General features: G+C 60.6%; 14 protein-coding genes. 8 read left to right on the forward strand and 6 right to left on the reverse strand.

The genetic code is table 11. The features are described 5' to 3' along the window. Nucleotides 1–78: 78 nt before the first annotated feature. Nucleotides 79–1,047, forward strand: coding sequence for a Hint domain-containing protein (locus UB90_RS00935; RefSeq protein ID WP_065324631.1), 969 nt, complete (start codon nt 79–81; stop codon nt 1,045–1,047). Between the two features lie 78 nt (nt 1,048–1,125). Here UB90_RS00935 and UB90_RS00940 read toward each other — a convergent pair whose 3' ends face one another. Further along, complete coding sequence (locus tag UB90_RS00940) at nt 1,126–1,539, reverse strand: ASCH domain-containing protein (protein WP_065324632.1); 414 nt, start codon at nt 1,537–1,539, stop codon at nt 1,126–1,128. 86 nt (nt 1,540–1,625) lie between these two features. Continuing rightward, nucleotides 1,626–2,588, reverse strand: a complete 963-nt coding sequence (locus UB90_RS00945; protein WP_005636089.1) for an acetyl-CoA carboxylase carboxyltransferase subunit alpha — start codon at nt 2,586–2,588, stop codon at nt 1,626–1,628. Between the two features lie 212 nt (nt 2,589–2,800). On the opposite strand from UB90_RS00945, the gene UB90_RS00950 reads away from it, so the two are divergent. After that, entirely contained in the window at nt 2,801–3,634 is an 834-nt protein-coding gene (locus tag UB90_RS00950; protein ID WP_065324633.1) for an AraC family transcriptional regulator, read from the forward strand. Between the two features lie 100 nt (nt 3,635–3,734). On the opposite strand, the gene UB90_RS00955 is transcribed toward UB90_RS00950, so the two are convergent. Then, nucleotides 3,735–4,337 carry a LysE family translocator gene (locus UB90_RS00955; RefSeq protein ID WP_065324712.1) on the reverse strand — a complete coding sequence of 201 codons (603 nt, stop codon included), beginning with the start codon at nt 4,335–4,337 and terminating at the stop codon, nt 3,735–3,737. A 76-nt stretch (nt 4,338–4,413) separates the two neighbouring features. Between UB90_RS00955 and UB90_RS00960 the strand changes: the two genes are divergently transcribed. Both UB90_RS00960 and UB90_RS00970 read left to right on the forward strand, forming a co-directional pair. Further along, a complete protein-coding gene (locus UB90_RS00960; RefSeq protein WP_065324634.1) occupies nt 4,414–4,866 on the forward strand; it encodes an Lrp/AsnC family transcriptional regulator in 453 nt (150 codons plus the stop codon). Nucleotides 4,867–5,484: 618 nt separating this feature from the next. Further along, nucleotides 5,485–5,853 (forward strand): VOC family protein, encoded by a 369-nt coding sequence (locus UB90_RS00970; RefSeq protein WP_065324636.1) that lies wholly within the window; start codon nt 5,485–5,487, stop codon nt 5,851–5,853. A 112-nt stretch (nt 5,854–5,965) separates the two neighbouring features. On the opposite strand, the gene UB90_RS00975 is transcribed toward UB90_RS00970, so the two are convergent. Then, a complete protein-coding gene (locus tag UB90_RS00975) occupies nt 5,966–6,928 on the reverse strand; it encodes an L-malyl-CoA/beta-methylmalyl-CoA lyase (protein ID WP_065324637.1) in 963 nt (320 codons plus the stop codon). A gap of 308 nt (nt 6,929–7,236) precedes the next feature. On the opposite strand from UB90_RS00975, the gene dgcN reads away from it, so the two are divergent. The 3 genes from dgcN (at nt 7,237) to UB90_RS00990 (ending at nt 10,180) form a co-directional block, all read left to right on the forward strand. Beyond that, complete coding sequence (gene dgcN / locus UB90_RS00980) at nt 7,237–8,238, forward strand: N-acetyltransferase DgcN (RefSeq protein ID WP_009176053.1); 1,002 nt, start codon at nt 7,237–7,239, stop codon at nt 8,236–8,238. Between the two features lie 105 nt (nt 8,239–8,343). Further along, nucleotides 8,344–9,309: an N-acetyl-D-Glu racemase DgcA gene (gene dgcA, locus UB90_RS00985; RefSeq protein WP_065324638.1), complete on the forward strand. Its 966-nt coding sequence runs from the start codon at nt 8,344–8,346 to the stop codon at nt 9,307–9,309. Between the two features lie 10 nt (nt 9,310–9,319). Then, nucleotides 9,320–10,180, forward strand: a complete 861-nt coding sequence (locus tag UB90_RS00990) for a D-amino-acid transaminase (RefSeq protein ID WP_005664442.1) — start codon at nt 9,320–9,322, stop codon at nt 10,178–10,180. Between the two features lie 64 nt (nt 10,181–10,244). On the opposite strand, the gene UB90_RS00995 is transcribed toward UB90_RS00990, so the two are convergent. Both UB90_RS00995 and UB90_RS01000 read right to left on the reverse strand, forming a co-directional pair. Then, nucleotides 10,245–11,039, reverse strand: a complete 795-nt coding sequence (locus UB90_RS00995) for a DODA-type extradiol aromatic ring-opening family dioxygenase (RefSeq protein WP_065324639.1) — start codon at nt 11,037–11,039, stop codon at nt 10,245–10,247. 188 nt (nt 11,040–11,227) lie between these two features. After that, complete coding sequence (locus UB90_RS01000) at nt 11,228–11,560, reverse strand: DUF1244 domain-containing protein (RefSeq protein WP_009175766.1); 333 nt, start codon at nt 11,558–11,560, stop codon at nt 11,228–11,230. Between the two features lie 186 nt (nt 11,561–11,746). Between UB90_RS01000 and UB90_RS01005 the strand changes: the two genes are divergently transcribed. Continuing rightward, nucleotides 11,747–12,727, forward strand: coding sequence for a calcium/sodium antiporter (locus tag UB90_RS01005; RefSeq protein WP_065324640.1), 981 nt, complete (start codon nt 11,747–11,749; stop codon nt 12,725–12,727). Nucleotides 12,728–12,738: the final 11 nt, after the last annotated feature.

The following is a 12,738-nucleotide window of genomic DNA, read 5'->3' on the forward strand; positions in this document are numbered from 1 at the left end:
CAGAATTATAAATCTGAAGTTAAGAAATCCGGCGACTAGAGGCAAGAGAATCAGTCGCCCGACACGGGGTAAGAGGCAGTGGCGCAGTATAACGTTACAGCGTTTAGATGGTCAGGTACCGGGTATAATGCCCAGTATAATACCTCTTACTCTGCGGTTATTGACGATGATGACCCCTATCTGAACGGACCCGGCGACAACAATGAAACCGTCAGCATCAATGGCGGTCCCTCTTATGTGACCGGCGGCTCGCCCTATGATATTGATGTCTCCTTCACTGACACCAGCGGCAATTCACATGTAGAGACCTTCTACTTTTTCTATGTAAACAACAGCTGGTATTTCATCCCGGGACCGGGCTCTGCCTTTTCCGTCGGTGCCACGCTTGGCAGTTATCAAAGCCACACCAGCACGCCGACGCTCTACAGCACCATTGTCTGCTTCGTGCGCGGGACCATGATCGAGACTGACACGGGCCTGACAGCGGTCGAGGATCTGCGCGCAGGCACTCTGGTGCGGACCAGTGATGGGGGTTTCAAGCCCCTGCGCCTCTCTCTGAGCCGCAAAATCAGCGCAACCGCGCTGCGCACAAACCCAAAGCTCGCCCCGGTGCGGATCATGGCAGGCGCTCTGGGCAACAGCTTGCCGCAACGCGACCTTCTGGTCTCGCGTCAGCACCGCATGCTGGTCTCCTCCAAGATCTGCGAGCGGATGTTTGGGCAAACCGACGTCTTGCTGGCGGCCCACCAACTGACAGAGCTGCCGGGCATTTTCGCAGAGCCGGGGTATGGCGAAGTGGAGTATTTTCACCTCGTCTTTGATCGTCATGAGGTCATCTATGCCGAAGGGGCCCCGACCGAGAGTTTCTTTCCCGGTCCCGAGGCGATCAAATCGATGCCCCGCGCGGCCCGTGCGGAACTCTTTGCCATTTTCCCGCAACTGAAAAACTGGAAAGACGCGCCGCAACCGGCGTTTCAGATCCCACCGGGCAAATTGCAACGCAAGCTCGTGGCGCGCCACCTCAAACACAACCGACCGCTGCTCTGAATATGACGTTCAAATGGTCCGTCTGGGCCATTGCGGGGTAAGACGGCGGCGAAGCAGCCGCCGGAGCCGCAAAATCCGCTAGCCGAAATCTTCAACGAGCAAAAACCGTTCCCAGAGGATCTGCATATCCGGTGAGAACCCGCCATTGCGCTCAAAATAGGCGCGATGGCCGCGACGCCAGCCGTCTAGGCTGTCGTCCTCCCCCTCCGCCAAAGCCATCGCCTCGGTGACCTCGTCAAACCGGCACTGAATCAATTCGACCGTTTCGATCACAAGGGCTGGCGTGTCATCCCAATGGAGCGCGATATCCCGTCGCCCAATTTGCGGCATCGGTTCGCCATTTTCAAAATCCCGCACCGCGCCGCAGGTCGCGACCTTCTTACCGCTGCGCACCAGCGCCAACAGCGCCGCGCTCAATTCAGCACTATCGCCAAACTTAAATGTCTGCGCAGTTGGGTAGCGGTGTTTCAGCAGCTTGAGCGTCTCAGACATCCCTGCGCCCCTCCCGGACTTATGAAAATAGCCCCCGCCAATAATTTGGCGAGGGCTCTCAAATCTCCATCAGCGCTGCGCCATAATCAGGCTGCCAGCCCCTTTGAGCCGATATCGAGGAACTTCTTGCGCCGGTCGGTGATCAGCGCCTTGGCGTCCATGTCCTTCATTTCCGCCAGCATTTCCGTGATCGCAGCCCCCACAGCGCGGTAGCTGGCTTCGGGGTCGCGATGGGCGCCGCCCAGCGGCTCGGGGATCACACGGTCCACCACCTCGAGCGTTTTTAGATCCTGCGCGGTCAGGCGCAGCGCCTCGGCGGCCTCGCGCATTTTTTCGGCGTCTTTCCACAGGATCGACGCACAGCCCTCGGGCGAAATCACCGAATAAACAGAATGCTCCAGCATTGCGACACGGTTGGCGGTGGCAAATGCGACTGCGCCGCCAGACCCACCTTCGCCAATAATCACAGAGATCACTGGCACGCCGATCTTCAGGCTCATCTCGGTAGAGCGTGCGATCGCCTCGGATTGGCCACGCTCTTCGGCACCCTTGCCGGGATAGGCCCCGGTGGTGTCCACCAGCGTGATCACCGGCAGGCCGAACCGCCCCGCCATCTCCATCAGGCGCACCGCCTTGCGGTAGCCTTCGGGGCGCGCCATGCCAAAGTTATGGGTGATGCGCGATTTGGTGTCAGAGCCCTTCTCGTGCCCAATCACCACCACCGGCTGGTCGTTAAAGCGCGCAAGCCCCCCCATCACCGCAAGGTCATCGGCAAAGTTGCGATCCCCCGCCAGCGGCGTGTACTCGCTAAAGAGCTTTTCGATATAGTCCTTGCAGTGCGGACGCTCCGGGTGGCGTGCCACCTGACATTTGCGCCATGCGGTCAGATCCGCATAGAGATCTTTCAGAAGCTGCGCGGCTTTCTTGTCCAGCGCGGAGGCTTCGTCATCCACATCCATTTCTTCGTTGGTGCGCGCCATCGCCCGCAGCTCTTCCGCCTTGCCTTCGATTTCGGCGAGGGGTTTTTCGAATTCAAGATACTGGGTCATGCTGTCTCTACTGTCACGGTTTGCCCGTTATATGGACTTCTGCCGCGCCCGATGCAACTCTCCGTGTCGGATAAGGCCCATCACAGCGTTTGAGCAGCGAGGCTCTGCCTCCGATCTGAAGGTCCCAGCTGGACGCTTGCGCAAACTCAGCAAGATTTGTCACGCGCGGTTCTGGCATCACACGGGTGGCACGATGACAAAAGGACAGGCGGATGGCCCAGAGTTACGAAGATCGCATCCTGCGGGTGCTGGATTATATCCACGACAATCCGGCAGGGGATCTCAGCCTTGATCGACTGGCGGATGTGGCCGCGATGTCGCGGTTTCACTGGCATCGGGTGTTTCGCGCCCTCACCGGCGAAACCTGCGGTCAGTCGGTGCGCCGCATCCGGCTGCATCGCGCGGCTGTGGCACTGGCAAATTCGGATGCCTCAATCGAGGATATCGCCGCCACCGTGGGCTATCCCAACCGCTATTCCTTTTCGCGTGCCTTCACCACCGCCTACGGCCACGCGCCGGGGGCCTTTCGCGCTAAGGGGCAGCATCTGCCGCCCATGGCGCTTCGCGATCCAAAGGAGCTTTCCATGTATGATGTCACCCTGCGCACCGAACCGGCGCGCCGCCTTGTAACGGTCCCCCATATCGGCCCCTACGCCGAAATCGGGCGGGCGTTCGAACATTTCTCAGCGCTGGTCAACAGCCGTAATCTCTGGCCAAATCTGGGGCCGGTGATGGGGGTCTATATGGATGCCCCGGGCGAGGTCCCCGAAGCCGAGCTGCGCAGCTTTGCCGGTGCGGAGTACCGTGGCACCGATACCCCCGAAGGGCTGGAGCCGTTTGAAATCCCCGGTGGCAAATCGGCCATTCTGACCTTCAAAGGCCCATATGCCGGGCTCTCTGCCGCCTATGACAGCCTGTTCGGCGGCTGGCTGCCGCAATCAGGTGAAACCCCGGCGGATGAACCCTGCTATGAGATTTACCTGAACGATCCCCGCAGCACCGCCCCGGAGGAGCTGCTCACCGAAATCGTACTGCCGTTGAAATAGGCCATCCTTTTTCGACACCGTCGAAAAAGGGCGCGTAAAGCCCCCTCGATGGGGGCTTTGCGCGCCACAACCCGATGTGCGCATCTCGGTCCGCAGGGGATCAATGCGGCCAGATCACCGGATAAAGCGAGGCCACCAGCAGTATCGCCATGCTCCAATTGAACAGGGTCAGACGTCTGGGGCTGGTCAAAAACCGCGCCATCTGCTGGCCAAGTACGGTCCATGACCCCACCGAAGGCAGGTTGATCGCACCAAATACCACCCCCACCACAAGGATCGCCCAAAGCGTATGATCCGGCGTGTAGGCGCTGATCGCCGTCAGCGCCATTGCCCAGGCCTTTGGATTGACCCACTGAAACGCCGCCGCCTGCAAAAACGTCATAGGCGTGCCTGCATCACTGCCCGCGCCCGTCTTGGCCGCGCCTGCATTGGCGATCTTCCACGCGAGATAAAGCAGATAGACAACGGAGCCGACCTTCAACACCGTGTAGCTTACCGGATAGGCGTCAAAGACCTGCACCAGCCCCGCGCCCACCAAGAGCACCATGAACACAAACCCCAGCGCCACTCCCAGCATATGCGGGATGGTACGGCGAAAGCCGAAATTCGCACCCGATGCCATCAGCATCAGGTTGTTCGGCCCCGGCGTGATCGAGGAGACAAAGGCAAAGAGCGCAAGTGCGGCAAGAAGGTCATAGGTCATCATGCGCAATAATGTGCGTCGATGCGGGGGAAATGAAATTGCGATCTCGCGCGTAAACCCGCTATAATCGCAACAAATGGCGAAAACAGATCAAATAAATCAACATATATTGCAAGAATTGAGCCGCGACGGGCGGATCTCAAACCTTGAACTGGCAGAGCGCGTCGGCCTGTCCCCCTCAGCCTGCCTGCGCCGGGTGCAGGAGCTTGAGCGCGCAGGTGTCATCACGGGCTACCGCGCCGTTCTGGACCCTCAGGCCATGGGTGTGGGGTTTGTGACCTATATCGGCGTGGGTCTTGGTGAGCATACCAAGGACGCGCAAGAAGCCTTTGAACACGCCATGCGCAGCGCGCCGGAGGTGGTGGAGTGCCACAATATCACCGGCACGATCGAGTATCTCCTGCGCGTCGAATGCGCTGATCTCAAGAGCTACAAACAGTTCCACACCGAAATCCTCGGCACCTCGCCCTTTGTCACCGCGATCACGACATATGTGGTGATGGGATCACCCAAGGACCAGCGCGCGTGATCCGGGTGCAGGGACTGCGAGAGGTGTTGCGCATGGCGCGCACGCTCTGGCAGGGGAATATTTTTGATCTGTCGCTAGTGTTTCAGATGATCGCGATCACCGGCCGGGCCTGACACCCCGGTCACACCAGGAACCGGCTTTCCCGCGAGGGAAGCGTGCAGAGACAACGTTTAGCGCGCGGGTGGATACACCCGTCCATCTCCGATCTGGCGGCGCCGCCTCCTTATCGTCAACATTATTATCGTCCTAATCATCCAGATCCCCACCCAATCCGAGGATCGCCCAGACAAGAAGACCGACACGGCGCCCCATCCCGGGAAGCGCCGGCCATTGTGCTGCTGATGAACCTTGGATCTGAGGGTTTGCGCCGCGCTGCGCGCGACGCCGCAGGGCCGGGGCCGCGCCTTCGGCGCGGCCCCGGCTTGGCCCAACGCTTTTGGATCAGGCTTGCCCTGATCCGCAAAGGGGCGGGAGCGCCCCCCCTCCTGCCCGTCACCTTCACCGCAGACACACAGATCGCACAACCTGTCGTTCGCGCTTAAACTGCGCGCTTGACCTCAACCCCGCTTGAGATCCGAGGCTCCTTTTCGTGACCGCCATTTTCAGGGGACAGTCAGTATGAAAATTACCACAGCGGGTCTTATATTATTCACGTCGCACTATCAGGCGTGCGTCGCCTTTTATCGGGACTGTTTGAGATTGAGGCTGCTCCATAGCATCAATCGTCCCGGAGAGACCCTAAGTACCTTTGATATGGGTGGCGCTTATTTGATGATCGAACCGGCGGAAGATCTCGCAGCACCTCCGGCCAGACTGCCACTGAAGTTGCGATTTAATGTGCCTGACATCAAAGCAAGCTGTGAAGATCTGCGGCAACGGGGTGTTGAGGTGCGTTTGCTTCACCACGGATGGGGCAGCACGGCGGAGTTTTGCGACCCCGCAGGCACGCGCTGCGCCTTGCGGTCTGATGCAGGGTTCGGGGTTTGAACCCGACCCCGTATTGACCCCATCTGCATCGAGGAGGAACGCGAGGGAGCGAGGCTCTGCCTCGCGCTCCGGGATATTTTAGTTAGAAGAGGAGGGGTGTAGGGACCGCGTTTTAGCTGTTCTGGGCGATGAGTTCTGACTGCGCCACGATGACTTCGGCCTGTTTGATCGAGGCGATGTCGACCAGACGGCCTTTGTAGACGGTTGCGCCCGCGCCGCTGGCTTTGGCCTCTTCCATCGCGGCGAGGATGTCGCGCGCCTCAGAAACGGCCTCGTCCGAGGGGGTGAAAACCTGATTGGCCAAGGCGATCTGTTTGGGGTGGATCGCCCATTTGCCGACCATGCCCAGCGTCGCAGAGCGTTTGGCCTGCGCGATATAGCCCTCGTCATCGGAGAAATCGCCGAAAGGACCATCCACCGGCAACACGCCATGGGTGCGACAGGCGGCGACAATGGCGGCTTGCGCCCAGTGCCACGGATCGGACCAGTGTTTGGTGCCGTCACGCAGCATATAGTAGTCTTCTTGCGTGCCACCGATGCCAGTGGTCTGCATCCCCATGGAGGCGGCGAAATCCGCCGCGCCAAGGCTCATGGCCTGTAGGCGCGGGCTGCTGGCGGCGATGGCCTCGACATGGGCGATACCTGCGGCAGATTCGATAATGACTTCAAAGCTGATCGGCTTTTGACGGCCTTTGGCGCGTTCGATCGCGGTGACCAGCGCGTCCACTGCATAAACATCCTCGGCGCAGCCCACCTTGGGGATCATGATCTGATCAAGCCGCGCGCCCGCCTGTTCCATCAGATCCACCACATCTCGGTACCAATAGGGTGTATCCAGCCCGTTGATGCGCACGCTCAGGGTCTTAGTGCCCCAATCAACCGTATTGATCGCCTCGATCACATTGGCGCGGGCCTGATCCTTGTCTGAGGGGGCCACGGAATCTTCGAGATCGAGGTTGATCACATCCGCCGCAGAGGCGGCCATTTTGGCAAAGAGTTTCGTGTTGGAGCCGGGGCCGAACAGCTGGCAGCGGTTGGGGCGGGCCGGGGGCGTGGGCTGAAGGCGAAAGCTCATCTCTGGTCTCTCCGGGTTCATAAATTCCAAAATAGGTTCGTGTTTTGGTATTTCGTTGCTCATGCAATGGCAAGTCTTATTTGCAGTTGCAGCATTTTAGCGATGCCGCATCTGCATAGTCTTTCTGCGCGATCCGCGCCATCTCGGGCGTATTTTGTCATCAAGTGGGAGATTCTTCGATAAATACACCAAATGATCGAAGAAATCCCCTCGAAGATCCGCTGCATCGGCGAATTAGACAGGAAGTTGCAGCGCGATTGCCGCAAGCTACCTTGAACTCTGACGAATTCCAAAAAAGGACGCTGGATATGATCGAGACCCCTTATCTCCTGTTCCTCGGCGATGCGCCCGACATGCTGGCCGCCAAGGTTGCCATTGGCATCCGCGACTGGCGCCCTGACCATGCGGTGGGCCAGATCAGCCTGCCCGGCTGCGGTGCAAACCTCGGCCTCACCGAGATGACCCTGGCAGAGGCCAAAGCCGCTGGTGCCAAAACGCTGGTGATCGGTGTCGCCAACCGCGGCGGCAAAATCAGTCAGGAATGGAAAAAAGTGCTGGTGCAGGCGCTGGAAGAGGGCTTTGACCTTGCCTCCGGGCTGCACAACCTTCTGCGCGACGAGCCGGATCTGGCCGCCGTTGCCGAAGCGACGGGGCGCAAGTTGCATGACGTGCGGGTGCCGTCGGTGCAGTATCCGATTGCCGATGGTGTGAAGCGTCGCGGTAAGCGCTGCCTTGCGGTGGGCACCGATTGTTCGGTGGGCAAAATGTACACCGCACTGGCGATGGACGCCGAGATGCAGGCGCGCGGTATGAAATCGACCTTCCGCGCGACGGGTCAGACCGGCATCCTGATCACCGGTGACGGTGTGCCGCTGGATGCGGTGATCGCCGATTTTATGGCGGGCTCCATCGAGTATCTGACCCCCGACAATGATGACGATCACTGGGATCTCATTGAGGGTCAGGGCTCGCTGTTCCACGTGTCTTATTCCGGTGTGACCATGGCACTGGTGCATGGCGGCCAGCCGGATGCGCTGATCCTGTGTCACGAGCCGACCCGCACCCATATGCGCGGTCTACCCGATTATGATGTGCCCTCGCTGGAGGAGCTGCGTGATGTGGCCCTGCCGCTGGCGCAACGGGCCAATAAGGACTGCAAGATCGTCGGGATTTCCGTCAACACCCAGCATTTGGGTGAGGAGGAAGCCGTGGCGTACCTGAAAGAAGTTGAGGGCCGCATGGGCCTGCCTGCGGTGGATCCCTATCGCCACGGCGCCGGTCGTCTGGTGGACGCGCTGGCTGCGGTCTGATTGAACATCTTTGCCGGGGGCGTCTGTGGATCGCGCAGGAGCCTCCGGCGGGGATATTTTTAAGAAGATGAAGAAGGGGTGGCGGCGCTGCCCGAAGGGAGAGCCATGAAAATCACTGTCACCCCCGATGTGTTCAAACTGGCGCAGGTTTTTACCATCTCGCGCGGATCGCGCACCGAGGCCAAGGTGCTGACGGTTCGGGTCGAAGATGACGATCATGTGGGCTGGGGCGAATGTGTGCCCTATGCGCGCTATGATGAGACGCTGGAGTCGGTCACGGCTCAGGTCGAAGCGCTGCCTGACGTGTTTACACGGGCGGAATTGCAGAGGCTGCTGCCTGCTGGGGCCGCGCGCAATGCGGTGGATTGTGCCCTGTGGGATCTGGAGGCCAAAAAGGCCGGCAAGCCGGTCTGGGAATTGGCTGGGCTGGAGGCGCCGGGGCCGGAGATCACCGCCTATACGCTGTCGCTGGCCTCTCCCGAAGAGATGCAGAAACAGGCCGCAGAGAATGCCCATCGTCCGCTATTGAAGATCAAGCTCGGCACGCCCGAGGATATGCCCCGTCTTGAGGCGGTGCGCGCGGGCGCGCCCGAGGCCCGGATCATCATTGACGCCAATGAGGGCTGGTCGGCCGAGGTTTACGCCGAACTTGCACCGCATCTGCTGCGCCTTGGGGTGGAACTGGTGGAGCAACCCCTGCCCGCCGGTGAAGATGAGGCGCTGATCGGGATGGAACGTCCGGTGCCGGTCTGCGCCGATGAGAGCGCGCATGACTGCGCCAGCCTGCCGAAACTCAAGGGCAAATATGATGTTGTGAACATCAAACTGGACAAGACCGGCGGTCTGACGGAAGCCTTGAAACTGCGCGATGCGGCGCTGGCTGAGGGCTATCAGGTGATGGTCGGCTGCATGGTGGGATCGTCGCTGGCGATGGCGCCCGCGACACTGGTGGCACAGGGTGCGTTGGTGACGGATCTTGACGGGCCGCTGCTTCTGGCCGAAGACCGTCCCGAACCGCTGACTTTTGACGCCGAGGGGGTGCATCCCCCGCGGCCTGCGCTCTGGGGCTAAGGAGACGACCATGACCCGTACCGTATATGTAAACGGCGACTACCTGCCGGAAACCGAGGCCAAGGTCTCTATCTTTGATCGCGGCTTTCTGATGGCGGATGCGGTCTATGAGGTGACTTCTGTGCTGGGCGGCAAGCTCATCGATTTTGAGGGCCACGCGGTGCGCCTGAAGCGATCGCTGGATGAGCTCGATATGGCCGAGCCCTGCACCAAGGACGAGCTCTTGGAGATCCACCGCAAGCTGGTGGAGCTGAATGACATCGACGAGGGGCTGGTCTATTTGCAGGTCACGCGCGGCTCGGACGGCGACCGGGATTTTGTGTTCCCATCGGAGGATACCAAGCCGACCATCGTGTTGTTTACGCAGAACAAACCGGGCCTTGCGGACAGTGCTGCGGCCAAGGTGGGGGCCAAGATCATTTCGATCGAGGACATCCGCTGGGGCCGTCGCGACATCAAGACCGTGCAGCTGTTGTACCCCTCCATGGGCAAGATGATGGCGAAGAAAGCCGGTGCCGATGACGCTTGGATGATCGAGGATGGCCACGTGACCGAGGGCACCTCCAACAACGCCTATTTCGTCAAGGATGGCGTGATCGTCACCCGCCCGCTGTCCAATGACATCCTGCACGGGATCACCCGCAAGGCAGTGCTGCGCATGGCCGAAGAGGCGCAGCTGAAGGTCGAAGAGCGCCTCTTTACCATCGACGAGGCAAAAGCGGCGGATGAGGCGTTTACCACCTCCGCCTCGGCTTTTGTGATGCCGGTTGTGGAGATCGACGGCGTGGCCCTGGGCGACGGCACACCCGGTCCGATCGCCAAGCGTCTGCGCGAGATCTACCTTGAGGAAAGCATCAAGGCGGCTGTGTAATACCGCACAAGACTTGACGGAATTCTTCAAAAGGCCACCCCCAAAAGGGTGGCCTTTTTTCATGTCAGCCGAACCGGAAGCCCGAGGCGGTCACACCGCCGAATATCTCGGTCTGGTGATAGATCCGGGTCATCCTGTCCTGCTCTGCTGCACCAAGGGCCGCAAATATCGGGGCGAGGTGGTCTTCTTGGGCGTGGCAGTCGCGCGCATGTGGGGCCTGTTCCCAGTTCATCAACGCCTCGGTCCGCGCCTCTGGCGGGAGCATCAGCGTCTCATTCAGCCAGGCATCAAACGCCTCGGACGGCACGCGCGCAGCCGGGCCAAAGGCGCGCAGGTTGTGATAGCTGAGCCCGGAGCCGATGATGACCACGCCTTCGTCGCGCAAGGGAGCCAGCGCACGGCCCATGGCAAAATGCGCCGCCGGGTCATAGCCCTGCTGCAACGACACCTGATAGAGCGGCACATCCGCCTCCGGGTATATCACCGCCATCGGGGCGAAGGTGCCGTGATCATAGCCCATCTCCGCATCAAGCCGCGTCGGCAGGCCCGCCGCCGCAAGCAGCGCATGGGTGCGCGCAGCCAGATCCGGCGCGCCGGGGGCGGGATAGGTGATCTGATAGGTTTCGGGCGGAAAACCGGTGTAGTCATAGACCATCGGCGGCTGTGGGTTGGACATCACCGCAAAACCCTCGGTCTCCCAATGGCCGGAGATCATCAGCACCGCTTTGGGGCGCTCCGGCAGCTGATCCGGCATCGCCTTGAGAGAGGCCTCCAATGGGGCAAACTGCGCCCGCCAGTCCGGCAGCCACGGCCATGGGCCACCACCATGAGAGATAAAGAATGTGGGCATGCGAGTCATGAGGGATCTCCCGGAGTGCAGGATTGTGGAACTCTCATCAAGCTAGGCCTGTGTGTCCGGGCTGCCTAGGCGCAGGTCCGCACAGAGCCTGTGCAAACGGTGTGCAGGTTCTGCCCTGCGATAGATGAAACAACGCCCGGCTGATAGGCGGGCGCTGTCCGTTTCTAATGAAAACAGAGGGGCGGCAGTCAGCCCTTGTCGGTGCCGACATTCTCGGCAAAGGACTTCTTGAAGGCCTCCTGTTTGTCGGCGCCTGCGTCGGTCTGATAGTTGGCTTTCCACTCGTCCATGGTCATGCCGTAGAAGATTTCGCGCGCCTGCGCCTTGTCCATTTCGATGCCCTTGTCATTGGCGGCCTCCTGATACCAGCGGCTCAGGCAATTGCGGCAAAAGCCTGCGAGGTTCATCATGTCGATGTTCTGCACATCGGTGCGGTCCTGCATCAGATGTTGGCGCAGGCGGCGAAAGGCGGCGGCTTCCAGTTCGATCTGAGTCTGGGCGTCGATCACGGGCTTGGTCATGGCTGGCTCCTGTCCTTGGGTTGATCCAGAGGTAGCAACGCCAGCGCAATGCGGCAAGGCATGCGGTTTCAATGCCCTGATCACAGGGTGAAAAATCGCAGCGACGCCCTCTTGAAAGCGCACCCGCTGCGGGCCAATTGAAGCGGATTGAAACATGCCGCGCGAGACGCGGTCGGAGTGATAATCATGTGGGAAACCGGGCTGTTGCTCGTGATGGGCCTTGTGCTGTTGATGGCAGGCGGGGAGCTCTTGGTGCGCGGGGCAGTTCAGGCCGCCACAAGGTTGGGTGTCTCGCCGCTGGTGATCGGCCTTACATTGGTGGGCTTTGGCACATCGATGCCGGAACTGGTCACATCTGTGCAGGCGGGCCTGAGTGGCGCGCCGGGGATCGCCTATGGCAATATAGTTGGCTCAAACATTGCCAATATCCTGCTGATCGCGGGTGTTTCGGCGCTCTTGTGCCCGATCCTAGTCGCACGCTCTGCGCTGCGGCGTGATGCGGCGGTGATGCTGGGGGTTGCGGCGGCCTTTGCCGCGGTCGCTGCGGTGGTTCCGATGGGACGGCTGGTGGGGTTTGCGATGGTGGCCGCACTGCTGGGCTACATCGGTTTTGTAATCCGGCAGGAACGCCACAGCACCGCGCATGGCGCGTTTCATGACAAGGGACAGGCCCTCTCGGAGGCGGACCCAAACCTTGCCCCTTCGGCCGCACCTGTGGGCCGGTCACTCGTTGTGTCGCTGCTGATTGCGCTGCTCGGATTGGTTCTGGTGGTGGTGGGCGGCGCCACATTGGTCAATGGCGCTGTGGCCCTTGCGCGCGGCTTTGACGTCTCGGAAACCGTGATCGGGCTGACCATTGTGGCCGTCGGAACCTCCATGCCGGAACTGGTCACATCCGTGATTGCGGCGCTCAAACGTCAGGGGGATGTGGCCTTTGGCAATGTGGTGGGTTCCAACATCTACAACATCCTCGGGATCGGCGGCACCACCGCGCTGATTGCGCCCTCGGATCTGCCGCCCGAGATCTTAGGCTTTGACGCGCCGCTGATGGTCGCGGTCTCTGCACTGTTTGTGTTCTTTGCCGCAACAGGGTTGCGCATCGGACGCCGCGAGGGCGCGCTCTTGCTGGCAGGCTACGGTGCTTATGCGTGGTCGCTCTGGCCCTGAAGTCTCAGCGC

The sequence above is a fragment of the Tritonibacter mobilis genome, assembly GCF_001681715.1.
Classification (GTDB): domain Bacteria; phylum Pseudomonadota; class Alphaproteobacteria; order Rhodobacterales; family Rhodobacteraceae; genus Epibacterium; species Epibacterium mobile.